The 25,738-nt window shown below is 72.3% G+C and carries 16 protein-coding genes and 1 pseudogene; 8 read left to right on the forward strand and 9 right to left on the reverse strand.

Features of this window, described 5'->3' with window-relative positions; genetic code table 11:
- Positions 1-35: 35 nt before the first annotated feature.
- From ACFY2B_RS26440 to ACFY2B_RS26475, 8 genes and pseudogenes are all read right to left on the reverse strand, one after another.
- Positions 36-455 (reverse strand): DUF5959 family protein, encoded by a 420-nt coding sequence (locus tag ACFY2B_RS26440; RefSeq protein ID WP_390765557.1) that lies wholly within the window; start codon positions 453-455, stop codon positions 36-38.
- A gap of 73 nt (positions 456-528) precedes the next feature.
- Positions 529-1,785, reverse strand: coding sequence for an IS256 family transposase (locus tag ACFY2B_RS26445; RefSeq protein WP_390765558.1), 1,257 nt, complete (start codon positions 1,783-1,785; stop codon positions 529-531).
- 129 nt (positions 1,786-1,914) lie between these two features.
- Positions 1,915-2,101 (reverse strand): annotated as a pseudogene (locus ACFY2B_RS26450) (IS5/IS1182 family transposase); the annotation flags it as partial.
- A gap of 273 nt (positions 2,102-2,374) precedes the next feature.
- Positions 2,375-3,019, reverse strand: coding sequence for an HAD family hydrolase (locus tag ACFY2B_RS26455; protein ID WP_390765559.1), 645 nt, complete (start codon positions 3,017-3,019; stop codon positions 2,375-2,377).
- The gene (locus ACFY2B_RS26460; protein ID WP_390765560.1) at positions 3,016-4,164 is read right to left on the reverse strand and encodes a hypothetical protein; all 1,149 of its coding nucleotides are present in this window, start codon (positions 4,162-4,164) and stop codon (positions 3,016-3,018) included. Before ACFY2B_RS26460 ends, ACFY2B_RS26455 begins: the two co-directional genes overlap by 4 nt.
- Before the next feature lie 62 nt (positions 4,165-4,226).
- Positions 4,227-5,915: an amino acid adenylation domain-containing protein gene (locus ACFY2B_RS26465; protein WP_390765561.1), complete on the reverse strand. Its 1,689-nt coding sequence runs from the start codon at positions 5,913-5,915 to the stop codon at positions 4,227-4,229.
- Between the two features lie 32 nt (positions 5,916-5,947).
- On the reverse strand, positions 5,948-6,685 hold the full coding sequence (locus ACFY2B_RS26470; RefSeq protein WP_390765562.1) for a thioesterase II family protein: 738 nt from the start codon (positions 6,683-6,685) through the stop codon (positions 5,948-5,950).
- A gap of 51 nt (positions 6,686-6,736) precedes the next feature.
- Positions 6,737-6,985, reverse strand: coding sequence for an acyl carrier protein (locus tag ACFY2B_RS26475; protein ID WP_390765563.1), 249 nt, complete (start codon positions 6,983-6,985; stop codon positions 6,737-6,739).
- A 379-nt stretch (positions 6,986-7,364) separates the two neighbouring features.
- Here ACFY2B_RS26475 and ACFY2B_RS26480 point away from each other — a divergent pair, with 379 nt between their 5' ends.
- The 8 genes from ACFY2B_RS26480 to ACFY2B_RS26515 all read left to right on the forward strand — a co-directional run bounded on the left by ACFY2B_RS26480 (position 7,365) and on the right by ACFY2B_RS26515 (position 24,762).
- Positions 7,365-8,609 (forward strand): acetyl-CoA carboxylase biotin carboxylase subunit family protein, encoded by a 1,245-nt coding sequence (locus ACFY2B_RS26480; protein WP_390765564.1) that lies wholly within the window; start codon positions 7,365-7,367, stop codon positions 8,607-8,609.
- A 333-nt stretch (positions 8,610-8,942) separates the two neighbouring features.
- Positions 8,943-12,062 (forward strand): amino acid adenylation domain-containing protein, encoded by a 3,120-nt coding sequence (locus ACFY2B_RS26485; RefSeq protein ID WP_390765565.1) that lies wholly within the window; start codon positions 8,943-8,945, stop codon positions 12,060-12,062.
- Positions 12,059-15,259, forward strand: coding sequence for an amino acid adenylation domain-containing protein (locus ACFY2B_RS26490; RefSeq protein ID WP_390765566.1), 3,201 nt, complete (start codon positions 12,059-12,061; stop codon positions 15,257-15,259). Before ACFY2B_RS26485 ends, ACFY2B_RS26490 begins: the two co-directional genes overlap by 4 nt.
- 25 nt (positions 15,260-15,284) lie before the next feature.
- Positions 15,285-18,263: a type I polyketide synthase gene (locus ACFY2B_RS26495; protein ID WP_390765567.1), complete on the forward strand. Its 2,979-nt coding sequence runs from the start codon at positions 15,285-15,287 to the stop codon at positions 18,261-18,263.
- On the forward strand, positions 18,260-19,405 hold the full coding sequence (locus tag ACFY2B_RS26500) for a MupA/Atu3671 family FMN-dependent luciferase-like monooxygenase (RefSeq protein ID WP_390765568.1): 1,146 nt from the start codon (positions 18,260-18,262) through the stop codon (positions 19,403-19,405). The genes ACFY2B_RS26495 and ACFY2B_RS26500 overlap by 4 nt, the downstream gene beginning before the upstream one ends.
- Before the next feature lie 2 nt (positions 19,406-19,407).
- Positions 19,408-22,446, forward strand: a complete 3,039-nt coding sequence (locus ACFY2B_RS26505) for a condensation domain-containing protein (protein WP_390765569.1) — start codon at positions 19,408-19,410, stop codon at positions 22,444-22,446.
- Entirely contained in the window at positions 22,443-23,750 is a 1,308-nt protein-coding gene (locus tag ACFY2B_RS26510; protein WP_390765570.1) for an MFS transporter, read from the forward strand. Before ACFY2B_RS26505 ends, ACFY2B_RS26510 begins: the two co-directional genes overlap by 4 nt.
- Before the next feature lie 79 nt (positions 23,751-23,829).
- Complete coding sequence (locus ACFY2B_RS26515) at positions 23,830-24,762, forward strand: LLM class flavin-dependent oxidoreductase (RefSeq protein WP_390765571.1); 933 nt, start codon at positions 23,830-23,832, stop codon at positions 24,760-24,762.
- A gap of 201 nt (positions 24,763-24,963) precedes the next feature.
- On the opposite strand, the gene ACFY2B_RS26520 is transcribed toward ACFY2B_RS26515, so the two are convergent.
- Positions 24,964-25,608 carry a TetR/AcrR family transcriptional regulator gene (locus ACFY2B_RS26520; protein ID WP_390765572.1) on the reverse strand — a complete coding sequence of 215 codons (645 nt, stop codon included), beginning with the start codon at positions 25,606-25,608 and terminating at the stop codon, positions 24,964-24,966.
- Positions 25,609-25,738: the final 130 nt, after the last annotated feature.

A 25,738-nucleotide genomic window follows, 5' to 3' on the forward strand; every position in this document is an offset into this window, starting at 1 on the left:
GCAAACTCGTTCGTCGGCCATGGTTCGGTCTTCGGTCATGGGCCAGGTCTCCCAGACCAAGTCCAGGCGCCGGTACGCGTCGTCGAACAGGCGTCGGCCAGTGGGACGGTGACCGTCACCGTCGTCAGGGACATGGAATAGTCCTTGATCGTGACCTGGCACCGGTCGTCGTCTTCGTCGAGCTCGATGAACAGCCACGGAGCGCGTTTTCCCTCGCGCCAGGCGATGTCCTGGCCCGCGTCGAGCGAGTCCAGGGCTTGCTGCCACTGCCGCAGGTCCTTGGGGAAGATCCAGGTCTTGAGGGTGCCACCGACGAAGGGCGTATCGACCACGAACTCTCCGACCAGGACATCGGCCTCGGTGGGACGCTTCCGCTCCTCCTTCCCCGTGACCCGGAGAATGACGCTATTGCCATCCCCCTCCAGGCGGATCAGATCGATCGGATCCTCAGCCATGACTGCCCCTCCCGACTCGCGCATGTTGCCGAAAACTAATCGTCGGCACGGACACAGGGTCGGCTGAGGTGTGTCAGGCCGCGTGGGCTTCGAGGCGTTCGACGAGGTGTCCGCGTTCGAAGCGGGATCCGGCGCGGACGAGGGCGACGAGGTGGGGCGCACTCACGGACCGCCACCGCTGCTGGGCGGACTCGATGAGTTTGAAGACCATGGCCAGGGCGGCGGTGCGGGAGCCGGCGCCGCGGGTGACCTTGGTCCGCAGCCGGACGGTGGAGAAAGTCGACTCAATGGGGTTCGTGGTGCGCAGGTGGATCCAGTGCTCGGCCGGGAAGTCGTAGAACGCCAGCAGCTGATCCTGGTCTTCGGTGATCTTTTTGACCGCCTTGGGGAACTTCGCGCCGTAGAGCTGGGCGAACGTCTCGATCGCCGCCTCGGCATGGTCGCGGTGCTCGGCATTGCAGATGTCCTGCATGGCCTTCTTCGCGCCCGGCTGCGCGGACTTCGGCATCGAGTCGAGGACATTGGCCGTTTGGTGAACCCAGCACCTCTGCTCGCGGGTTTCGGGGAACACCTCGCCCAGCGCCTTCCAAAAGCCCAGGGCGCCGTCCCCGACCGCGAGCACCGGGGCGCGCATACCCCGGCGGGCGCAGTCCCGCAGCAGGTCAGCCCACGACTCGCCCGATTCACGGTAGCCGTCCTTGAGGGCGACCAGTTCCTTGGAGCCGTCGGCGCGGACCCCGATGAGCACCAGAACGCAGGCTTTGGCCTCCTCCAGGCGGACGTTGAGGTGGATGCCGTCGGCCCACACGTAGACGTAGTCGACCTCCGCGAGGTCGCGGTCCATGAAGGCGGCGTGGTCGGCCTGCCACTGCGTCGTCAGCCGGGTGACCGTCGCCGCCGAGAGCCCGGCGGACGAGCCGAGGAACTGCTCCAGGGCGGGTACGAAGTCGCCAGAGGACAGGCCGTGCAGGTAGAGCAGCGGCAGCACCTCGCTGATCTTCGGGGACTTGCGGCACCACGGCGGCAGGATCGCGGACGAGAACCGCTTGCGCTCGCCCGTGGCTTCGTCAACGCGCTTGTCGTTCACCCGAGGCGCCCTCACCTCGACCGCGCCGGCCGCGGTGGTGACCTGCCGGGACTGGTGATAGCCGTTGCGGACCACCAGGCAGCGCCCCTTGTCGTCGCACTCATCCGCCAACTCGGCTATGTAGGCGTTTACTTCGGCCTCCAGCGCGGCGGCCAGCATCCGCCGTGCACCTTCCCGGACGATCTCATCCAGCAGCGAACTGCCGCTTGGCGTGGTGCCGTCCTCGTTGACTGCCGTAAGCACGGGCGTGTCTTCCCGACCGACGCGGCAACGTCGGCCTTGCTCGATCACCTATCGATCGATCCATCGGGAAGGTACGCCTCCTTCCGTCAGGAGTGATCCACAGGTACTGAGCATTGCTCCACGTCCTCGCAATTTGTTCTGGCCGGGCTCGTGGTGGTGCGGGGTGACACGGCCGGTGCCCCGGTAGCCACCGTCGGCGATGGCGGTGGTCGTGCCGACGGCAGCTTTGGCCCCGGATTCCTCCCAGGCCCGGCAGTCGTTTCGGGTTGCCGGGCAAGGGCCGGCCGACAACGACGACCAGGCGGGTGTCCGCGTCACTACCGACGGAACCCGCACATGGGAAGCAGACGATCCGGCAACGACGACCGCAGCCGGCGCAACAGATCCCACCTGGCTTCAGCTTCAGGCCGCCATCAGCACGGCGCAGGTCCAGAGGGAAGCCGACCGACGCGCCACGCCGCCTGCGACGGCGCGGCCACATCCCTGAAGATGCCGGCCGAAATCGCAGCAAAACTGTGTGATCCACCTCGTGGTCACGGGTGCCCCGAAGATACTTCTGTGGCTGCTGACGGCACCGCGCCCGCCCCCGTCACGCGTCGGTGGCGATCAGTTTCGGCAGGGCGTTCATGTCCCCGAAGACGCGGACTCGTTGGGAACACCGGATCTCCTCGCGGCGGTCCGGCCGGTACCAGTAGACCCGGAGACCGGCGTCGTGGGCGGAGCGCACTCCCACCTCGCTGTCCTCGACCGCGACGACGGTCTCGGGGTCCACTGCCAGCAGTTCCACCGCTTGCCGGTACAGCCCGGGGTCCGGCTTCCAAGTCCCCAGTTCGTACGCCGAGAAGTGGGAGCCGTTGAAGAAGCCGGCGAGTCCGGTCCGGCGCAGGCGGTCCTCGATCATGCTCAGGGGCGAGTTCGATACGACGTACCGGGGTGCCGTGATCTCCCGCAGTGCCTTTGCCATCCCGGGCGTGGCGCGCAGCCGGGTCCCCAGGTACCGCTCGGCGATCTCCCTCACCTGTGCCACCGCGTCGTCCGGCAGTGGGGTGTCCGTGTACTGTCCGATGATGCCGACCGACTCGCTCATGCGGCGGCCCGCGACCAGTTCGGCGAAGCCCACGGCCGGGACCCGGGCGTGCACGCTCTCGGCGAAGTCGAGCAGAGCCCGCACTTCGGCGTCCTGGCTGTCGACGAGCACGCCGTCGAGGTCGAACAGCACGGTCTGCGCGGTCATGCGCCGAGACCATGCCGGCGCAGGAAGGCGTCGTAGCGTTCGGCGAGTTCCGTCGCCGCGGCGCGTGAGTCGGTGACCTTCAGCTCCGAGCAGTGGTAGCCCAGCATGTTCCGCATGACCGCCATGCGTTCGTCGGTGAAGTGGACGGTGCCGTTGGCTGCCACGCGCTCGATTCCGTCCAGCTTCTGGCACTGCCGGTTGACGGCCTCTGCCGCCGAGGGGCCGATGCCGGGTGGCAGGTCGAGCCGTACGCCGTCGCGCGACACACGTACCGGGTAGCCGCCGACCATTCCGCCCGGTGCGGGTGCGTGCAGGGAGCACTCGCTGTGGGACAGCAGTGCGAGGAGAAGGCGTGCAGCGGACGTGGCCGTCAGCTGCTGGCCTTCTTTGCCGCCCTGGCGCCGCAGTCCGCCGGCCAGCCGCGCGTACGCCGCGTCGGCGTCGATGTTTGCCTTCGTCTCCCCGACGGACACGTCGAGCAGGTGCGGAATGCCGTGCGCCTCGCCGAAGCGGTGCACATGGTGGCTGAAGTAGTGGTGTCCGACGGCCTTCACGTCGACCTCGGCCGGGGACACGCCCAGTTCCTCGGCGGCCGCCCAGGTGATGCCGGGCACGATGTTGCCGATGTTGCCGATGCCGACGTCGGGTGCGAGGCCGATGGTCGCCAGCGCAGGGCCGACCGCGTCGGGGTAGGCGCCGTTGACGACGACGGCTTCCGACTCCGCGACCCGCACGGCCTGCATCAATTCGTGGGCGAGCGTGAGGTGCATCGGCAGCCACGGGCCGAGCTGCGCTTCGTCCAGGCGTCTGAACAACTCGCCGGGCAGGTCCATGATGGCGCGGGCCGCCTGGACGGACGCGCCCAGGAAGATGATCGTCGGCTGGATGCGCCGGAGTTCCTCCGCGGTGCGGTCCACGTCGGCCATGTCGAGCGCGACCGCCTCGACCTCACGCGTGCGACCGAGGTTGCCGGCCGCCAGCTTCGTCAGGTTCGCGAAGCGGGTGGCTCGCTCCAGTGAGCGGCTCGCCAGGACGATCCGCGTCTCCGGTTCCGCGCTCGCGAGCAGATGACCCAACCGTATGGTGAGATCACCAGCACCGATGAGGAGAATCTTCGGTTCCTCACCGGTCGTGGTGCCTGACATGTCTCCTCCGGAACGAGTCGAAGTGGTGGTGGGTGTGGGCGCCCCGGCCGGGTGCTCGCCGCTCAGCCCGGTGCCTGCTCCGGGTCGGGGGCGGGGAGCGACCGGCGGTCGATCTTCCCGTTGGCATTGAGCGGGAACGCCTCCTGGTGCAGGAAGCGGCTCGGCAGCATATAGAGCGGGAGCCGGTCACGGAGGAATCCCGTGAGTTCGGCGGGTGCGGTGACAGCACCCGTGTAGTGGGCCACCAGCGTCGCCTCCGCCCCGGCCCGGTGGGCGACCACGACCGCTTCGCGGACCGCGGGATGGCACGTCAGCTGCGCCTCGACCTCGCCCACCTCGATGCGGTGGCCGCGAACCTTGACCTGGTCGTCCAGCCTTCCCAGGAAGACCAGGCCGTCGCCCTCTTCGCGGACCAGGTCGCCGGTCCGGTACCAGTCCGTGTCGCGGACCGTCTCGCCGGCCGGCAGAACGAACGCGGCCGCACCGGATCGTCGGCGCAGGAAACGGCTGTCGTTGTCGGCCGGGTCGAGATAACCAGCGAACCGCTGCGACCCGCGCAGACACAACTCGCCGGTCGGCGCGGGCCGACCGTCCGCCCCCAGGATGATGCTGTCCAGGTGCGGCAGGACCTCGCCGATGGGCATCGTGCCGTTGGAGCCGGCGGCGACGAGCCGGCCGTTGCCGCCCAGGTTCTTGTGCACGCACACAACGCTCATCTCGGTCGGTCCGTACATGTTGTGCAGTTCGGCGTTGGGCGCGGCCTCGGCCCACTGCCGCGCCTGTTCCGCGGTGAGCCGCTCCCCGCCCAGCATGACCTTGGTGAGGGTCGGCATGGAGCCCGGGGCGAGCGAGCCGGTGCGTTCGGCGATGCTGCCGAGGGACGGGACGCAGAACCAGTGCGTGATCCGCCGGTCGTTGACGAACCGGGAGGGCCGCAGTACGTCGTTGGCGCGGGGCACGACCAGGGCGGCCCCGGCGGCCCAGGTCACGAACATCTCGTAGACGGCCACGTCGAAGGAGAACTCGACGTTCTGGGAGGTGCGGTCCTCGGGGCCGAGACCGCAGGCGTCAACGGCCCAGTCGATGAAGGGCACGATGTTGGCGTGCCGGATGGGCACACCACGCGGCGTGCCGGTGGAGCCGGAGGTGTACAGGATGTAGGCGGTGTCGTCGGGTCCGGGCGCGGTGGTCCCCGTGCCCTGGCGATCCTCGCCGACGCCGACGTCGCTGCCCCGGCCGACGCCGACCGTGCCGTTCCGGCCGGCGTCGGGCCCCGGGCCGCCCTCACCACCCGTGCCGTCCTCGTCCGGCGCACCGGCCGCGCTGCCGGTCAGGCGTGCGAGCGACGCCTCGTCGACGAGCAGGAACCGTACGCCGACGTCCGGCGACGCCTCCGCCCTGGCCTGCCCTCGCAAGGAGTCGCCGACGACCACGTCGAGCGCCCCGTCCTTGACGACGGCCAAGTGCCGGGCGGGCGGGTGCGCGGGGTTCAGCGGAACCGCAGCCGCGCCGAGACGCAGCGCGGCCAGATAACCCGCGTAGGCCGTGAGGCTGCGGGCGGCCAGCAGTCCCACTCGCTCCGGGCGGTGGCCGACGTGGCGCAGGATCCTTTCGGCCAGCCGGTCCGACAGCCGGTCCAGCTCCGCGTAGGTGAGTTCCCGGCCGCCCACTTCCAGCGCGATGCGGTTCGGGTGGCGTACGGCGGAGGAGGCGAACATCTCGTGGAGTGTCGAGGCGGCGGCTTCGGCCACGGGCGACTCCTTTCGTTGCGTCCCGGTGGCCGTCACGCCAGCTCCTCGACGGTCCGCAGGACGGTCGGCCAGGACTCGGTGAGGTACATGTGGCCGCCGGGCAGTTCGACGGTCCGGAAGGCCGCCGAGGTGTAGGCCGCCCAGTCCTGCCAGTCGGCGACCGGTACGGTGGCGTCGTCGGCGCCGCGGATCGCCGTGAGTGCGATCGGCAGCGGTCGTCGTGGCTGCGGGTGGTATCCGTCGAGCAGGGCGATGTCCGCGCGCAGGGCGGGCAGCAGGAGGTCGCGGAGTTCCGGGTCGGCGAAGGCTTCCACCTGCCCGGTCAGCTCGCGCAATTGGGCGATGGCCCGCTCCGGATCGGCGGACAGCTGCTGGGTTCGGCGCCGTCGTGGGCTCACCGAGCCGCTGACCACCAGGTGCCGGGGCAGGGGGCCACCGGTTTCCCACAGGTACCGGGTCGCCTCGTAGGCGAGGACGGCGCCGAGGCTGTGGCCGAAGATCATGAAGGGAGTTCCGCCGGCGTCCCTGACGACCCGTCCGGCGACGTCCTCGGCGGCCTTCTGGACGGTGCGGTGGAACGGGACGGTGAACTCCTCTTCACGCCCCGGGAATTGGACGGGTATCACGTCGAGGACCGCGCCGGGTGCCTGCCGCCATCCCCGGTACACGCCGGCGCCCGCCCCCGCATAGGGGACGCACATCATCCGTACCGGGCGTGGGGCGGCCGGTTCAGGGAAGGGCATGTCTTCCGCGACGTGCGGAGCGGACACGGGGTTCCTCCGATCGCGGATCTTCTTTTCCTGGGCCCGATGGCGAGACATTCAGCGGGTGTCGGGCATGGACTTCAGGAGGTCACTTATGGCGTGGACGTTCTTGCTTTCCAGGATGTCGAGGAAGTCTATCTCGATGCCCGTTTCCTCATGGATCATGGTGGAGAGGGTAAGGGCCTGGAAAGAATCCCCACCGTTCTCCAGGAAACCCAGGTTCAGTTCGGATTCAGCTCCGAGGACTTTGGTCCACAACGCCTGAAGGCGGTCCGCTCCGTTTTCCGGGTCCGGAGGCTGGTTCATCTGGGCTCCTCATCTCATCTCGCGCACGACGATTCCGGGACCGGCTCACGCACGACGATTCCGGGTCCGGCGCGATCAATGGATGGAACTGGGCTGTCGACCTTTATGAATGTGGTCGGTGCCGCAGGTGGCGAAACTCGACGACAGCGAATGTGACGCACCTCACTCGCTAATCCCGCTGACTGCACGGATTGTTCGCGCGCGCGAAGGATTGCCGGGCGGTGCGATGAAATCAGCCGAGAGTGCTGGCCGAAAACCGACGATTGCCGAGGTTGATGTCAGTGGCTAGGATCAATTCGCCTCTCATGCGCCTGGGTGCCTTTCTCGTCCTTATGGACGGGGGAGGGGAACCGTCGATCACTTGGGAAGGACTGACCACTTGAGCGATTCACCGGTACTCCTCGCCGTCTACGATGTCGGAAGCCTCGCTCCGCTCCGATTGTCCCAGGTCGCCCGGGCCAATGGCTGTAATGTCGCTTTCGTGGTCGCCGACACGGAACATGCGCAGCAGATGATTCCGGTTCTGAAAAGGCTGGGCCGGGTGGTGAACACGGCGGGGCGGACCGAGGCATCGGTCGTCGACGAATTGCGCGGATTCGGACCCGCCGGAATCATCACGTTCAGCGAATTCCGCATCGCCGACACCGTCCGGCTGGCCGCCGCCCTCGGCCTGCCCTATCACGCGCCGTCCCTACAGGAGGCCGTCACCAGCAAGGACCGTCAGCGGGAACGTTTCGCCGAAGTGGGCCTGGACACCCTCCGGTTCTGCACCGTGACCGCTGTCGACCAGGTGGACGAGGCCATCGCGCGGGTGGGTCTGCCCGCGATCGTCAAACCGGTCGTCGGCGCGTCGAGCCGTAACACGACCGCCGTCGCCACGGCGGACGAGTGCCGTGCGGTGGTTGCGGCGGCGCTCGGCGGCATCGGCGGGCCGGCCGAAACCTCGGTCGTACTGGAGGAGTTGCTGGTCGGCCGGCCGGTCGACGCCCCCTGGGGCGACTACATGGCGGTGGACTGCGTCGCCCGCGGTGACGACGTCCGTCCGGTCTTCGTCAGCAGCAAGTTCGCGCTCGCCGAACCGTTCCGGGAACGCGGCGCCTACGGCGGGCAGTCGGTGGTGCCGGACGACCTGGTCCGGGAGGTGTCCGACCTGGCGTGCCGGGCGGTGGGCGCCCTCGGCGTCCACGGGGTCGCGGACGTCGAGATCAAGCTGACTCCCGACGGTCCGCGCGTGATCGAGGTCAACGGCCGCCTGGGAGCCTGGGTCGACGACCTGGGCGTGCGCGCCGGCGCCACCGTCCCGGCCGACATCGCGGTCAAGGCGGCTCTGGGACGCCCGTACACCACCGCCGATCCGGTGGGGCGCGGCCCCGCCGTCTTCCACTATCTGATCGTGCCGCCGATGGGAGCCTGCCGGGTCAAGTCCGTGCGTGGCCTGAGCGGGCTGCGCCAACTGCCCCACGTGGACCGGGTGGTGCCGCTGGCCGAGCCGGGCGCGAACGTCGACTGGCGCATTGGCGCGGCCGGCAACGTGGCCGCAGTGAGCGGAGCCGCGCCCGATCCCGCGGCGCTCGCGGAGACGGTGGCCGCGATCGAGGCCACGGACTGGATCGACTATGAGTGATCCGGTCCCCGCCGGGCCGGTAGCGGTCCCCACGGGGCCGGTCGCGCGGGGTGCCTGCGCCCACCACGGTGGTCGCGCCCGCGCCCGCCGCCTGCGAGTGCCCTGCCGGCCTTCCCCGCCGGCGCACCGCACTGCCGCCCGCCACGGGGCCCACTCCGTCACTGCCCGCACACGCATCGACCGGAGGCAAGCCGTGATTGACCGCACAGACGGGTTCGGGGTCCGGGGCGCGGGCGCCTCGGGGCGAACGGGGTCCCAGGGACCGGCGCCCCGGGGGAACGCCGGGTCGCGCGCCGTGTGCCGGGCGCGGACGACGGCCGAGGCGGTGGCCCGGTGACCGCGGACCGGCCGTCCGCGGCCCGCTGGCCGCTGGCGCCCAACCAGGTCGGCGTTCACCTCGCCGACGCCCTGGCCGAACGGCACGGACTGCACACCGTGGTCGCCGCCTACCGCCTCACCGGCACGTTCGACAGCGAGCTGATCGCAGAGCGCTTCCGTACCCTGGTGCGCAGGCATCCGGCCCTGTCCTCGCGCCTCGTCGACGACGGCCCGGCACTCGGAATGACCCGGTCGGACACCACCCCGGAATGGCGTGACGAGACCCTCCCTCCCTCGGCCGGGAACGACACCGGCGCGATGCGGCGGCTGGAGGAGTGCCTGCGCCCGATCGACACCCGGCACGGGCCGCTGATGAGAGGCGCGCTGTTGCACCACCCGGACGGCGGCGCCGATCTCGTCCTGACCGCCAGTCACCTCGTGGTCGACGACCTCGCCATGGAGACGGCCGTGACCGAGGTGCTCAGCGGTGACAGCACGAGGACCCCGGGCGACTATCCGGCCTGGGCGGCGGCAGCGGCCGAGGCCGCGCTGCGCGGCGCCGACCGGGCGGCCGACCGCCGCGCGGAACTGTCCGCCCTCCCGCTCGTCACGGAACCGGAATGGGGATGCGGCGCCGGCGACGCGGCGGAGGCCGACGGCGGAGAGACGCGGTTCACCGTCCCGGACGACGTGTGGCGGAAACTGGCCGACACCGCCCGTGCGCTGGGCATCACCCGCTACTCGGCGCTGACCGCCGCGGTGGGGCTGGTCCTCGCGCGCAACGGCGGCACGGACGCCTCGCTCGTCGGCAGCTTCGTCAGCCGCCGGCCGGCCGCGCAACGGCACACCATCGGCTACTTCAGCAACACCGTCCCCATCCCGGTGCGGGTCACGGAGGACGCCACCGTGGCCGACTTCCTGCGCGCCTGCCACCGCCAGAGCCTCGCCGCCTACCGCGACGCCGACCTGCCGCTCTTCGACGTCCTGCCCGTCGGCCACCAGAGCCCCGGCGCCGGCACGCTGACCGCGGCCGTCGCCCCCCTGTGGAACCCGCCGCCCCTGCACCTGCCGGGGCTGACCGCCGTACCGCTCCCGCACCCCTTCCCGGGCGCCGCGAAGTTCCCGCTCCTCTGCTATGTCGACATGGCGGCCGAGGGCGCCGCGCAGGGACTGCTCCAGTTCCGTCACCGATGGTTCTCACCCGGCGGGGCCGCACAGTTCACCCGCCAGCTCGTGGCCGTCCTGCGCGACTTCGCCGAGCACCCCGACGCGCCCCTGTCGACCGTGACCGCCCTCGGGGACGCGGACCGGCGGCGCGTCATGGACGTTGCCCGCGGCGCCGCCACCGACCCCGAGGAACTGTCCCTGCCCGCGCTGTTCGCCCAGCGCGCCGCGCTCTCGCCCGACCGCATCGCCGTGAACGACGGGAAGACGGCACTGCGCTACGCCGAGGTCGACGAGCGTTCCGACGCGGTGGCCCGTGCGCTGGCCGAAGCAGGGGTACGGGCCGGGAACCGGGTGGGCGTGCGCATGGAACGCTCCTGTGACCTTGTCGTCGCCCTGCTGGGCGTGCTGAAGACGGGAGCATCGTACGTACCGCTGGACCCCTCCTACCCCGAGGCGCGGCTGGCCTTCATCGTCGGCGACGCGGACGTGCGGGTCGTCGTCGGCGACGCGGAGTCCCGCCCGGCGGACCTGCCGGAGCACATCCGCTGGCTTTCGGTGACCGAACGGCCACGGGATCCGGCACGACCGCTGCCCGCCGTCGCCCCGGACGTCCCGTGCTACGTCATCTACACGTCCGGGTCCACCGGCCGGCCCAAAGGCGTGCTCGTGACGCACAGAAACGTCACGGCGCTGCTCACCGCGACGCGCGACGACTTCGGCCTCGGCCCCGGTGACGTGTGGTCGCTCTTCCACTCGTTCGCCTTCGACTTCTCCGCCTGGGAGATCTGGGGCTGCCTGCTCACCGGCGGGCGGCTGGTGATCGTGCCCCGAGCGGTCTCCCGCAACGCCGAGGAGTTCCACCGGCTGCTGGAGGACGAGGAGGTGACCGTCCTGAGCCAGACCCCGACCGCGTTCGGGCTGCTGCTCGGCACCGACCGCCTGGCACACGGACTCCTCTCGGTGCGCCTGGTGATCTTCGGCGGTGAGCCGCTGGACACCCGCACCCTGCTGCCCTGGTTCCAGTGGTATCCCGCGGTGCGCGTGGAGAACATGTACGGCATCACCGAGACGACCGTGCACAGCACCACCCACACGGTCACACCCGACGACGCCCGTACCGGCAGCCGCGTGGTCGGCCGTCCACTGCCCGGCTGGGACGTGTACGTCCTGGACGCGTACGGCCGCCCGGTGGCTCCCGGCGTCGCGGGAGAGATCTACGTCGGCGGTGCGGGCGTGGCGCAAGGCTACGTCAACCGGCCCGAGTTGACCGCCGAGCGCTTCACCCGCGACCGTCACCCGGACGTGCCCGGCGGCCTGCTGTACCGCAGCGGCGACAAGGCCCGCTATCTGCCGAACGGGGAGCTGGAACACCTGGGACGACTGGACGCCCAGGTGAAGGTGCGCGGTTACCGCATCGAACTCGGCGAAGTCCGCGACACCCTGCTGCGGGACCCCGCCGTCACCGCCGCGGCGGTCGTCGTCCACGGCACCGGTACCGCCGAAGCCCGCCTCGACGCCTACGCGGTGCTCGCGCCGGGACACTCCACCAGCGGGCTGCTCCAGCGCGCGGCGGCCCGCCTGCCCGAATACATGGTCCCGCAGACGGTCACCGCACTCACGGCCCTCCCCCTCACCGCCAACGGCAAGCTCGACCCCACGCTCCTGCCGGCCCCGGACCTGGACGCCGACGCCCGCACCGCCCCGGGTGACGCTCCCGGCGCCGCCGGCGACGTCCTCGACCGGGTCATCGGCGTCTGGCGCGACATGCTGGAGACACCCGTCGCCCCGGACGACAACTTCTTCGAACTCGGCGGCACTTCCCTGCTCGCCCTGCGTCTCAAAACGGCGCTGCGCAGCGCCGGCCTGCCCGAACTGGCTCTCAAGGAGGTCATCCGCCACCCCACCCCGGCGGCCATGACCGCACTGCTGCGCTCCAGGACCGCCGCCGAGCGGGAGAACGCCGGATGAGCCGCCCCGCCACCCCCGGTCAGCTGCGCTTCTTCCTGCTGGACCAGCAGGACGGCGGCGCCGCCCGCACCCTCGTCAAACGGATCACCGCGGACGGGACGGCCGACCCCGAACGGCTGCGCAACGCCCTGCGCGCGGTCGTCACCGCCCACCCGGCGCTGCGCACCTCGCTCCACCTCGACGCCGCCGGACTCCTCCAGCAGGTTCACGAGCCGGACGCGGTGGACACGGTGATCCGGCAGACCGCCGATCCGGACGCCCTGGTGGAGGCGGAATCCACCGCGCTGGCCGTGCCCTTCGCACACGGCCGCGGGCCGCTGTGCCGGATCCGGGCGCTGGTCGGCCCGCAGCGCACCCACTGCCTGATCGCCGTGCACCACGCGGTCTTCGACGACGATTCCACGGCCCTCCTGCTGTCGGCCCTCACCCACGCCTACGCCGACCCCGGCACGTCCGGGCCACCCGCCGCCGGACCGGGCGACGACGACCAGGCACCGCACACGGACCGGGACCGGCTGCGCGCCTTCTGGCGGCGGTACCTGGACGGCAGCCCGCAGCGGACCGAACTGCCCTGGACGCGACCGGCGACCAGCCGGCGCAAACGGACCACCACCCTGGACCTGCCACCGGAGATCTGCGACCGCCTGAGGCGACGCACGCGGACCACCGGCGCCAGTCCCTTCGCCCAGTTCCTCGGCGCCGTCGCCGCCGTGGCGGCCTGGTACCTGGACCGGGACGACGTCGTCCTCGCGGTCCCGGTGAGCGGCCGGAAGGACGGCGGCGCCCAGCGCATCGGCTGTCTGCAGAACACCGTCCCGGTGCGCGTCGGCCTGGCCGGGACGGACACCTCGACAGTGGTGGACCGGGCGATGGACGCGCTGCTGGACGCGCTGGACCACGCGGAACTGCCCTTCGAGGAGATCCTGACCGGCGTGCACGCCGTCCGGGAGCACGGCCGCAAGCCGCTCGCCCAGATCCTGTGCACCGAGACCGTACCGGTGCCGCCGGCCGAGGCGGGCGGCCTGCGCTGGACGATCGGCGAGACGAGCACCGGGGAGGCGGAGTACGACTGCTGTCTGGCCCTGTGCCATCTGCCCGACGGCGGGATGCGGCTGGAACTCGTCCACCGCGACGGCGCCCTGCCCCCGGAACGCGCCCGCACCACCCTGGACCATGTCGCCCGTCTCCTCGGGCACCTCACCGAGGACCCGGTACGCCCGCTCGCCGACGTCGAACTCCTCGGTGAGACGGAGTCGGCCGAACTGGCCGTTCTCGACGGCGGCGTCCTCGTCCCCGACCCGCGGCCCGTGCACGAACTCGTCTTCCGCCATGCCCGCAGCGCCCCCCACGCCATCGCCGTGACCGCTGGTGGCCGCACGCTCGACTACGCGGCCCTGGCGCGGCGATCCCGCACAGTGGCCCGTGCACTTGAGGAGCACGGTGTGCGGCCCGGGGACCGGGTGGGCATCTGCCTGCCGCGGGGCACGGACCTGGTGGTGGCCGTACTCGCCACGTGGCAGGCAGGCGCGATGTACGTGCCGCTGGATCCGGAGTACCCGGCCGACCGGCTGCGCTTCATCGTCGAGGACACCACGCCCGCCGCGGTCCTGAGCGACCGACACCTGCCGCAGACGCTGCGGCAAACGCCCGGCGTCCTGCCCCTGGACATGGACGCGCTGCTTGCCGTCGCGCCCGGGACCGGCGACGCACAACCGGAATCCGGTGCCGCCGGCCCGGAAACAGGGGCCGAGGGCACCGCCCCGTCGGACCCCGCCGGGCGCGCGTACGTCGTCCACACCTCCGGCTCGACCGGTCGGCCCAAGGGCGTCGTCGTGGGCCACGCCCAGCTGACCGGGTTCTTCGACGCCTGCGACCGGGCCCTGCCCGAGGCGCCGGTGACCGTCGCGGGCACCAGTCTGTCCTTCGACATCAGCGTCCTGGAACTGCTGTGGCCGCTCACCCGGGGGCGCACCGTCCTGGTGACCGGACACCGGCAGGCAGCCGAACAGGACGTGCCGGTCGGCGCGCTGTACCAGTGCACGCCCACCGTCGCCCGGCTGCTGCTCGCCGACCCGGCGGGCCGCGCCCTGCTCGGCCGGCTGGGCGCCCTGCTGATCGGCGGCGAACCCCTCGCGCCCGACCTGGCGAACGAGCTGGCCGCCACCGTCCCGGGGCCCGTGGTCAACTGCTACGGCCCCACGGAGACCACCGTGTGGTCCACCACCTGGCGGGTCACCCGGGGCACGGCCGTCCGGATCGGGCTGCCCCTGCCGGGGGAGTCCTGCCATGTGCTGGACGCACTGGGCCGCCGGCTCCCGCCGGGGTGCCCCGGCCGGCTGGTCATCGGCGGCCTGGGCGTCGCCGAGGGGTACTGGCACCGCCAGGAGCTGACCGCCGAGCGCTTCGTGTCGCTCGGCGCGGGCCGCGAACGGGGCTACGACACCGGGGATCTGGTCGTGCTCGACGGCCCGGACGGACTGCGTTTCCTCGGCCGGCGGGACGGACAGTGCAAGATCCTCGGCCAGCGGATCGAGGTGGCAGAGGTGGAGGCGGCCCTGCGCGCGGGGGGCGCTCAGGGGGCCGCCGTGGCCCCGAACGCCGACTCCACCCAGCTGGTGGCGTTCGTGGCGGACGGTGCGCACGCGGACGGCGGACCGCCGGATGCCGACGAGCCCCCCAGCCCGCTGGCCCCCGGCCCGCTGCGGGAGTTGCGTGCCCACGCCGAGGCGTGGCTTCCGCCGGCCGTGGTCCCCGCCGTATGGCTGCGCGTCCCCGCGCTGCCGCAGTTGCCGAACGGCAAACTCGACCGCCACGCCCTGGCGCGATGGGCGGCCGGCCACCGGCCGCAGCAACACGTCGGAGCGCCGCCCCCGGCGGCCGGATCCACCGCGGCACGCCTCTGCCAGGTGTGGGAGACGATCCTGGGCCGGCCCGTCGGGGACCACGACGCGACCTTCTTCGAACTCGGCGGCACATCGCACGGGGTGCTGCGGGTCCTGGCCGCGCTGCGGGCCGGCCATCCCGGTCTCACCGCGGGCGAACTGTTCCGCCACACCACCGTGCGCACCCTCGCGGCACACCTCGACGGTGCTGCCGAGGCCGGCGGACCCGCGGCTCAGGGCGCGCCCCGGGGCCGTGACCGCTCCCGCGCCCTGAGCGGCTGGCGCGCCGGCCGACGGCCCTCATCGACCCTCTAGGTACCAGGAATCGAGGCGGACGCAGATGCGCACACCCGAGAACGCGGTGGCGGTGGTCGGAGTGGCCCTCCGAGTGCCCGGAGCCGCGGACGCCGACACCTTCTGGGACAACGTGATTCGCGGGCACGTGGCGCTGCCGGGAGTCCTGGACGACGGCACCCTGGGCGTCGGCGGGATCGACCGCGTCGACCGTTTCGACGCGGAGCTGTTCGGCATGAGCCCCACCCAGGCGGCGGTGACCGACCCCCAGCAGCGCGTCATCACCGAAGTCGCCTGGCAGGCGCTGGAGGACGCGGGCGTCGACACCGAGCGCGATCCAGGCAGGGTCGGAGTCTTCCTCGGCTGCGGCGACAGCGGCTATCAGCACCGCTACGTCGAGACCGATCCCACGCTGAGCCGTGCCGCGGGCCGCCAGCAGATCTCCCTCGGCAATGACAAGGACTACCTCGCCACCTCCCTCGCCTTCCGGCTGGGCTTCACCGGCCCGGCACTGACGGTCCAGACCGCCTGTTCCACCTCGCTGGTCGCCGTCCACGTCGCCATCCGCAGCCTGCTCACCTACGAGTGCGACCTCGCGATCGCGGGCGGTGTCACCGTCCAGTTGCCGCCGGGCGCGGGCTACACCTACCAGGAGGGCGACGTGGTCTCCCCGGACGGCCGCTGCCGGCCCTTCACCCGGGGCAGCCGTGGCACGGTGCCCTCCAGCGGCGCCGGAGTGGTGGTGCTGCGCCGGGCCGAGGAAGCCGGGCGCGGCACCCGGGCGGTGCTGCTCGGCAGCGCGGTCAACAACGACGGCGCGGACCGGATGAGCCTGGTCGCGCCCAGCCCCCGGGGCCAGGCGGCGGTCCTGGAGGAGGCACTGGAGGTCGCCGGCCGCAAACCGGAGGACATCGGTTTCATCGAGACGCACGGCACCGGCACGGAACTCGGCGACCAGGTCGAACTGGCGGCGCTGGCCCAGGTCTACGGCGACGCGGCGGATCCGTGCGCGCTGGGAGCGGTCAAGGCCGGCATCGGGCACACCGACACCGCCTCGGGCGTGGTCGGTCTGATCAAGACGGTGCTCGCCGTCCAGCACGCGGTGATCCCGCCGGTCCCCGCGCAGCCCGGGGACGGTCCCGACGTATCCCTGGGGTCGGACCGGTTCCGCCTCCCGCGACAGGCCGAGCCCTGGCCCGGCGAGCGCACCCGGTACGCGGCGGTCAGCTCCTTCGGACTGGGCGGCACCAACGCCCACGTGATCCTTGCCGAACCTCCCGGGGCTCCCGAGCCGGCCGCAGCCTGGTCCGGGCGCGGGCTGGCGGTGCTCTCCGCCGCCGGCCCGGACGCGCTGGAGCGCACCGCGGCCAGGCTCGCCACCGTGGTGCGCGCGGGGACGGTGCCGGTGAGCGAGGTCCTCGGCACGCTCTGGCACAGCCGTCGCCGACTGCCCCACCGCTGGGTCTGCCCGGTCGAGGCGGTCGACGAGGCGTCGGCGCGCGGGGTGCTGGCGGACGCGCTGGAGTCGGCGTCGGCCGTGGCGAAGGCGGTGCCCGACCCGTCCGTCGCCGTACTGCTGCCCGGCCAGGGAGTCGCCCTGGCCGGTACCGGACGGGGGCTGCTCGCCGCCGATGCCGACTTCGCCGGCGAATGGGGATACACGCGGGCCCTGGTGCGCGCGTGCGGCGGCCCGGACCTGGAGGGCTGTTGGACCTGGCCGGCCGGCGACCCGCGCTGGCTGCGCACCGACACCGTCCAGCCGCTGCTGTTCAGCGTGGAGCTGGCCCTGCTCCACGGGCTGCGGCGCCGCGGTGTCACGCCGTCGGTCCTCCTCGGCCACAGCATCGGCGAACTGGTCGCCGCCACCTGGGCGGGTGTTTTCTCCGAGGCGGACGGGGCGGCCGCGGCGGTCGAACGCGGCCGGCTGATGAGCCGCGCGCCGGCCGGTGTGATGACCGCGGTCCTGGCCGGTGAGGACACGGCGAGGGAGCTGGCAGAGGGGCTGCCGGTCGACGTCTGCGCGGTGAATGCCGCCGACACCGTGGTCCTCGGCGGGGAGGCGGAGCACATCGCGGAGGTGGAGCGCCGCTGCCGTGCCAAGGGCGTGAAGGTCCGCCGCCTGCACACCGCGCACGCCTTCCACTCCCGCTCCATGACCGAGGCGGCCGAGGCGTTCACCGACGTGGTGAGCACCCTCACGCTGCACGCGCCCCGGGAGCAGGTGCTGTCCGGCGTCACCGGAGCACCGCTCGAAGCGGCGCAGGCCACCGACCCCGCCTACTGGGGCCGCCAGCTGCGCAACCCCGTCCGCTTCGCCGACGGGGTGGAGGCCCTCCTGCGCGCATCACCGGGCGTCGTACTGGAGGCCGGTCCGGGACGTACCTTCGCCGCTCAACTGCGGCGCGCCACCCGGGGAGCACGGCACCGTCCCGTCATAGCCGAGCTGCTCGGCGACGGCACCCGCGACGAGGCGACGGCGTACCTGGCCGCCCTCGGCTCCGCCTGGGCGGCCGGCTGCGCGACCGACGTCCTCGTCGCCCCGCCCGCAGGCACGGCCCGGATCCCGGGCTACGCGTTCGCCGACACCCGCCACTGGACGGCCACCGGACCGGACGGCCACGCAGCCCGGCCGGCTGCGCCCCAGCCCGCCACCGCCCGGCCGGAGCAGGCGGGGCGCGCCGCCGCCGGCGCGTCCGCCGCCGGGCCCGCGCCGGACGGTTCCGAGACGGGAGAGACGCCGGCCCTGCTGGCCACCCTGTGGCAGGAGTCGTTCGGCGGTCCGGCGATCCGCCCGGACGACAACTTCTTCGAACTGGGCGGCACCTCGCTCCAGGCGGCGCAGCTCATCTCCGTCGTCAACGACCAGTTGCTGGTCGAGGTGCGCCTGCAGGACCTGTACGAGCACTCCACGTTCGGCGACTTCGCAGCGCGCGTGGACGAGCTCCTCGACGGGCGCGACGACGCCCAGCTGCTGGAACTGCTGGCCGAGATCGAGACACAGGGCGAAGGGGAAGGACAGGCATGAGCGGCATCGACGAACGACTCGGACAGCTGACCCCCGAGCAGCGCGAAGCTCTCCGGCTCCGGCTGCGGGAACGCGCCCGGCACGCCCCGGACGTTCCCGGATCGCCGGGCGAGGTGCCACCGGTCCGGCTCAGCCTGTACTTCTTCCCCCAGGCCCGCGCCCTCGCGGTCCCCGACTACTACGCCATGATGCTGCGAGCCTGCGAGTTCGCCGACGAGCGGGGCTTCCACGCAGCGTGGTTCCCGGAACGGCACTTCGTGGACTTCGGCGGATCGCATCCCAACCCCTCCGTCGTCGCCTCCGCGGTGGCGGTCAGGACCCGGCGGCTGCGGCTGCGGGCCGGCAGCGTCGCCGCCCCGCTGCACCATCCGGTGCGCATCGCCGAGGAGTGGGCGGTGGTGGACAACCTCTCCGGCGGCCGGGTCGGCGTCTCCTTCGCCAGTGGCTGGCACCCGGACGACTTCGTGCTGGCCCAGGAGCCCTACGACGAGCGCAAGAAGACGTTGATGCGCACCGTCGAGCAGGTACGGCGGCTCTGGACGGGCGAGCGGTTGACCTTCCCGGGCACCACCGGCGCACCGTCGCAGGTGGTCGCCCAGCCGCGCCCGGTGCAGCCCGAGCTGCCGGTGTGGATCACGGCGGCCGGGAATCCGGAGACCTTCCAGGCGGCGGGCACGGCCGGGTACGGCGTGATGACCGCGCTGCTGGGGCAGACTCTGCGGCAGCTGCGCGACAACGTGGCCAGGTACCGGGCCGCCTGGCAGGACGCCGGGCATCCCGGCCGGGGCGACGTCGTGGTGATGACCCACGCGCACGTCAGCGACGAGCAGGATCTGGAGGCGAAGCTGCGGCCCGCGCTCCACACCTACCTGTCCTCCTACCGGGCGCAGACCGGCGGCGGCGACGAACGCGTCCTGCTGGAGGCCGCCTTCCAGGACTATCTGGCGGGCCCCTCGCTCCTGGGCACACCGGCCAAGGCCGCCGCGGTGCTGGCGAGGCTCGCCGAGGCGGGCGCGGACGAGGTGGGCTGCCTCATCGACTTCGGGCTGCCGGCCCAGGATGTGCTGGACGGCCTCCCCGCGCTGGCCGCGCTGCTGCCCGCCGTCCGACCCGCATCCGCCGACAGCGACAGGAGCCAGTGACCGTGACCCGACCGCGCACCGTCGCAGACCGGCTGGCCCGGCTGACCCCCCAGCAGCGGGCTGCCCTGCAGCGCAGGCTGCGGGCGGGGGAGGAGGGCCCCGCCACCGAGCCGGTTCTCACCCGGCGCACCGGCGACCGCTCCGTCTCCCCCCTGGGCCTGGACCAGGAGCGCATCTGGATCCTCGACCAGCTCGATCCCGGCCGGCACACGTACAACATCAGCACCGGCCTGCGATTCAAGGGCGCCTTCGACGAAGAGGCGTTCCGCGAGGCCGTCGCGACACTGGTCGGCCGCCACGAACTGCTCCGCTCCCGAATCGAGGTCCGCGACGACCTGCCGGTGCTGCGGGTGAGCGACGAGTTCGAAACGCCCGTGGAATTCTTCGACCTGCGAGCCGAACCGGACGGCGTCGAGGAGACCGTACGCACGCTGGTGCGGCGGCCGTTCGACCTCGCCGCCGGGGGACTGCTACGGGTCGTCGTCGTACGGGTCGCCGACGACGACCATCAGGTGATCGAGACGATGCACCACTCGGTCACCGACCAGTGGTCGTTCGTGCGCCTCAACCGCGAACTCCTCGAACACTACACGGCTGCCCGGGAGGGCCGCCGTTCGCGGGCTCCCGAACTCGCCGTGCAGTACGGGGACTTCGCCGTCTGGCAGCGCCGGCTTTTCACCGGCATCCGCCAAAAGGAGCAGCGCGACTTCTGGCGCACGTACCTCGACGGCGTGCCCCCGCACCTCCCGCTGCCCTACGACGCACCCCTGCAGGACAGCGGGCACGACGGCAGGCACCACTACTTCCGGCTCGACGACGAGCTGAGCGCCGCCTTCCTGGCGATGTGCCGCACCCGGCGGCTGACCCTGTCCGACGCGCTCCTCGCCGTCTACGTGAGCCTGCTGCACGAGGAGACCGGATCGCGTGACATCGTCGTCGGCCTGCCGAGCGCGACCCGCGGCCGGCCCGAGACCCATGACCTGATCGGCTTCCTGCTGACCAACGTCCCGCTCCGCGCCGAGCTTCCCGCCGACCCGACACCGGCGCAGATCCTTCGAGTGGTACGGCAGGCATCGGCCGCCGTCGCCGACCACCGCGAAGTGCCCTTCAGCGAGATCGTCGACGCGGCGTCGCCGGAGCGCAGCCTCGACCGCTATCCGCTGCTGCAGACCATGCACCTCGTCCTGGACTTCGACGATACCGTGGTCCAGGTACCCGACGCCGAGGTCCACGGCATCGAGGTGGAGGACGGCGTCTCGCCCATGGACATCACGGTCGGCTGGTGGCGGGCGGGGGAGCGGCTGTACGGGCGGTTCGAGTACCGCACCGAGCTGTTCACCGCCGCCACCGTCGACCGGCTCGTCAACCGCCTGCTGGAGCTGGTGCGGGTCTTCGTGGAGCGGCCCGGCGAACCGCTGCGCACCCGCGCGGCGGCGCCCGCCCCCGCCCCGGCCGTCACCGTGGCTCCTCCGGCAGCCGGTCCGGCCGACCCGCCGCCCGCGGAACTGCACCGGATCAGAGAGGTCTGGCGGGAGGTGCTGGTGACCGAGCCGGGACCGGACGACAACTTCTTCGAGTGCGGCGGCACGTCCCTGACGGCGATCAGGCTGTCCCACGCGCTGCGCCGGGCCGGGTTCGCCATCAACGCCCGCCAGGTGTTCCGTGCCCCCACCATGCGCGGTCAACTGGCCCTGGTCCGGCCGAAGCAGTCCGACGTCCCCGACGGCACGCCGAAGGCGGCGGGCGCGGTCAGCCCCGAGCAGGAGGACCTGCTGGAGGGCGGCCTGCCGCACCCGGAGCTGTGGGCGCACAGCCTCGTCCTCACCGCGCGCCGGCCCATGGATCCCGAGTGGCTGCGCGTGGTCGTCAAACGGGTGGCGGCCGCCCACCCGGGCCTGGGCTCGACGTTCCGGCGCACCGACTCCGGCTGGCGCTCGGACGCCACCGGCAGCCGGCTGTGGAGCGTCGAAGCACCGGGCACGGATCCGGCCCGGGTGGCGGCCGCCCACCGAGCCGCCTTCGACCTGCGCGACGGGCCGCTGTTCGCGGCGTCCCTGATCCCCGGCCGGCCGGACCGGATCGTACTGACCGCGCATCACCTGGTCGTGGACGGCCTGTCCTGGCAGATCCTGGTGGACGACTTCGACCGGACCTACCGGGGCACCCGGCCGATCGCCGAGACCTCGCATCCGTCGGTGTACGCGGCCGCATGGCGCGACCACGACGTGCTGGGGCAACGCGACCACTGGCAAAGCCAGTTGGCGGGCGTCGTGCCGCTCGGCTGCCGCACCGGCCGGCCGGACCGGATCGGCGGCGAGACCACGCATCGGGTCAGGGCGGCGATCCCGCCGGGTGCCGACGCCGCGGACCGGCAGGCCGAGGCGCTGACAGCGGTCGCCCGGGCTGCCCGGCCCTGGTTCGGCGGCGGGGACGTCGTACTCGACCTCATCGGCCCGGGACGCGAACTGCCGCTCGTGGACGGCTGGGACCCGGCACGCGCCGTGGGCTTCTACGCCACGGCCCACCCGGTCCGCCTCGCTTTCGCCGAGGATCCCGGCCACCACCTCCGACAGGTCGGCCGAGCCCTGGACGCCGTACCGGGCGGGGGCAACGGCTACCTGGCGCTGCGCTGGTCCGCCGACCCGGCCGTCCGCCGCACGGTCGCGGGGTGGGGACGGGCCGAGCTGTCCTTCAACTACCTGGGCGCGCTGCTGACCAGCGGGCCGGACGCGGATGACGGCCCGCTGTTCACCGTTGCCGAGCAGATCGGCCCGTCGGGCAACGACGACGCCACGCGGTACCACGCCGTCGCCGTCCTCTTCGAGTACGACGGCGAAGGGGCCGTGTTCACCTGGAAGTTCAACCCCGACGCGGTCGACGGGACGGCCGTACGGGCCGTGGCGGCCACGGCCGCGGAGGAGTTCACCCGGCTGGTCCGGCAGCGCGGCTCCCAGCCGCCCTCGACGGCAGGCATGTCCCTGCACGAAGTGAACCGCATGCTCGCGGAACTGACCCGAGAGAAGAAGAGCCACAGCGCATGACATCGACGACCGCCCGTGACAGGCGGCCCCTGACCGCACTGGTGACGGCGAACTATCTGTCCTGGATCGGCAACACCATGACCTTGGTCGCGGTGCCGCTCTACGTGTTGCAGATCTCCTCCAGCGCCACACAGGCCGGAGCGGCGGGGTTCGCGAACGCGCTGCCCATGATCGTGGCCGGGCTCGCCGGGGGAGTGATCGCCGACCGGGTCGGTCCGAAGCGCACCAGCGTGGTCGCCGACCTGGCCGCCGGGGCGTGCATGGCCGCTGTGCCGTTGCTGCACGGCACGGTCGGTCTCGCCCTGCCGGCGCTGATGGCGCTGCTGTTCCTGCGCACCCTCGCCGACGCGCCGGGCGCCGCGGCCCGGCTGGCCCTGCTGCCACGGGTGACCGCCCGCGGTCAGGTGCGGCCGGAGACCGCCAACGCGCTGTTCGCCTCCGCCCAGCGCGTGGCGTTCGTGGTCGGCCCGCCGGCGGCGGCGTTGATGGCGGGCCTGACCGGCCCGACCGCCGTGCTCTACGTCGACGCGGGCACGTTCCTCGCCTCGGCGTTGCTCATCATGGCGGTGCCGGACGGCGGGTCGGCGCGGCAGGACAAAGCGGCGGAGGCCGGTGAGGCGGAGGCCGGCGCGGCCGTGGCTCGTCCGGGCCTGGTGCGGGAGGCCACCGAGGGGGCGCGCTACATCCTGCGGACCCCCGTACTCGCCGCCATCATCAGCGTGGTGGTGTGCACCAACTTCCTGGACGACGCGCTGACTCCGGTGGTGCTGCCCGTCTACAGCCGCGAACTGCTGGGCGGGGAACGGGCGGTGGGACTGCTGCTGGCGGCCAACGGCATCGGAGCGGTCGTCGGATCGTTCGCCTACGCTCCGGCGAGCCGCCGGCTGCTGTCCAACCGCTGGGGGACCTTCGTCGGCTGCTTCGCGCTGATCTGCGCCGCCCGGCTGGTCATGGTCGCCGAACCCGGGTTGTGGATCATGCTGGTGGTCTCGTTCGCCATCGGGCTGGCCAGCGGTCCGGTCAACCCGCTCGTCACGGGCGTCGTCGAGCGGTCCACCCCGCCGGACATGCTCGGCAGGGTCTGGGGCGCCGTGATGGCCATGGCTTTCGCCGCCGCGCCGGTCGGCATCTTCGCCACGGGCTGGCTTGCGCAGAACATCGGCCTGCGCGCCACGCTGGGGATCTTCGGCGGCCTGTACGTGGTCCTCATCTGCTACGTCCTCATGAACGGCCCGCTGCGCGGCCTGGCCCGGCCCGCCGACACGGAGACACCGGTCCCGGAGGACGCGGCCACAGCACGCTGACCCACCACCGTGGGCGTGGACGGTTTCGCCGTACGCGCAATTGTCTCCGCCCGTCCGGCCCCGCGCTTAGCCTTCTGACATGCAGTCACCGATCGTTTCCGTGCAGGCCCAGCCGCGGGACGCCGCCTCCTGGACCGCTCTGGCCCGGCGCGCCGAGGCAGGGGGGTACGACGCGCTGCTCGTGGCCGACCACCCGGGAACCGCCGCCTCCCCGTTCGTCGCGTTGGCCGCCGCGGCGGCGGTCACCGAACGCCTCGGCGTGGGCTCCTATGTCTCCCACGCAGGCGTCCGCGAGCCGCTGCTGCTCGCGTCGGACATCGCCACCCTGGATCTGGTCTCCGGCGGACGCGCGCGTCTGGCCCTGGGCGCCGGCCACACCCCGGCCGAATGGGACATGCTGGGCGGGAAGCGGCCCGACAACGCGGGGCGTGTGCGGCGTTTCCGGGTCGTGGCCGAGGCATGCCGCGCGCTCCTCGCGGGTGAGACGGTCACCCTCGACGGCCCCGAGGCACGAGCCCGCGAGGCCCGGCTCAGCAGCCCACGCCCGGTCCAGCACCGGGTGCCGTTCACCTTCGGCGGCGGCAACACCGCCCTGCTGCGCTGGGCCGGGGCGCACGCGGACGTGGTGGGGCTGAGCGGGCTGGGGCGCACCCTGCCCGACGGCCGCACCCACGAGGTGCGCTGGAACGGCGGGGACATCGATCGCCAGGTCGCCCTGATCGAAGAGGGCGCCTCGGCCCGAGCCGCCGCCCCGGCCCGCGAAGCGCTGATCCAGATGGTGGAGATCACCGACGACGCCGAGGCCGCGGCGCACGGGATCGCCGGGCGCCTCCAGTGCGACCCGGCCGACGTGCTCGCCTCGCCCTACGCCTGGATCGGCACGGTGCAGGAGATCGCAGCCGCGATGGCCGAGCACCAGCGCCGCTGGGGAATCACCCGCTACGTCGTCCGCGAGGCGCACCTGGACGCGGCGGACAAGGTACGCGCCCACCTCACGCATGTCACCCGGTGAGCCTGCCTGGCCACGTACGCGCGTCATGATTCTGGCTCAACCCATGTGACGTGGGCGCTGGGAGCGACGGAAGCAGCATGATCTCCACTGCCCCGGTGACCAGTTCGGTCCCCAGGTGGCCGGCGATCGGCCACCCCGCGAGCCCACGCTTGTGGCTGACGCCGACCCCGGCGCGCAGGCGCATCTGGCCGGCCGGTCGGGCTAACCGGCCATGAGGCTTTCGATCTGGGTCGCAGGGCGGCCGGTGTGGAGGCTGAGCAGCTGAGCGAGGAGGTCGTCGAGCGCGGGCCAGGGCAGGTTGCCGTGGCTGTTGTACAGCGATACGAGACCGTGCATCCCGGTCCAGAGGATGAGTCCCGCCTGCCACTGCTCGTCGGCTGTGGACGGTTCGCCGTCTTGCCGCCCGGCGGCCGTGAGTACACGTACGAGGGCGTTCATCAGTTCCTCGCCGGCGCCGTGAGCGTTGAGCGGCGCAAGCTGCTCGGGCATCCCGCCGCCGATGATGGTGCGGTACTCGCCGGGATGCCCGACACCCCAGTGCACGTATGCGGTGCATCTGGCGACGAGTTCCGCGAGCGGGCTCGTGGTCGTGGCCGCGGCGTCGTTCATCAGGCAGCCGAGTTCGTCGTAGCGGAGCTTCAGGACGTGCTCGACGAGCGCTGTGAGGTCGGCGAAGTGACTGTAGATGCTGGCGGGTGCGACGCCGACCTCGCGGGCGACCTGGCGCAGGGTGAGCGTCTCGGGCCGGTCCATCGTCGCCAGCAGGCGTGCTGTCGCCTCGATCAGCTGTTCGCGTAGCACCTGGCCTTGCCCGCGCGGGTTCCGCCGTCGCGTGGCCTGTTCCACAAGCCGCTCCTTCCGTGCGCTCGCCAACGACTGTTCAGCCGACTGTCCAGTCTAACGACCCGCCCCTGGCCGCACCCCGGGGGAAGCGTCCTTGACAGAGATAACCAACACTTGTTTACTCAAGTCACCA

Origin of the sequence: Streptomyces sp. NPDC001270 (assembly GCF_042896695.1) — a bacterium.
GTDB lineage: Bacteria > Actinomycetota > Actinomycetes > Streptomycetales > Streptomycetaceae > Streptomyces.

Coding starts and splice junctions, on each gene's coding strand:
- ACFY2B_RS26515 (WP_390765571.1), top strand. CDS start 23,830: ATGCAGTCACCGATCGTTTCCGTGCAGGCCCAGCCGCGGGACGCCGCC.
- ACFY2B_RS26475 (WP_390765563.1), bottom strand. CDS start 6,985: ATGAACCAGCCTCCGGACCCGGAAAACGGAGCGGACCGCCTTCAGGCG.
- ACFY2B_RS26460 (WP_390765560.1), bottom strand. CDS start 4,164: ATGTCAGGCACCACGACCGGTGAGGAACCGAAGATTCTCCTCATCGGT.
- ACFY2B_RS26490 (WP_390765566.1), top strand. CDS start 12,059: ATGAGCCGCCCCGCCACCCCCGGTCAGCTGCGCTTCTTCCTGCTGGAC.
- ACFY2B_RS26495 (WP_390765567.1), top strand. CDS start 15,285: ATGCGCACACCCGAGAACGCGGTGGCGGTGGTCGGAGTGGCCCTCCGA.
- ACFY2B_RS26440 (WP_390765557.1), bottom strand. CDS start 455: ATGGCTGAGGATCCGATCGATCTGATCCGCCTGGAGGGGGATGGCAAT.
- ACFY2B_RS26455 (WP_390765559.1), bottom strand. CDS start 3,019: ATGACCGCGCAGACCGTGCTGTTCGACCTCGACGGCGTGCTCGTCGAC.
- ACFY2B_RS26510 (WP_390765570.1), top strand. CDS start 22,443: ATGACATCGACGACCGCCCGTGACAGGCGGCCCCTGACCGCACTGGTG.
- ACFY2B_RS26500 (WP_390765568.1), top strand. CDS start 18,260: ATGAGCGGCATCGACGAACGACTCGGACAGCTGACCCCCGAGCAGCGC.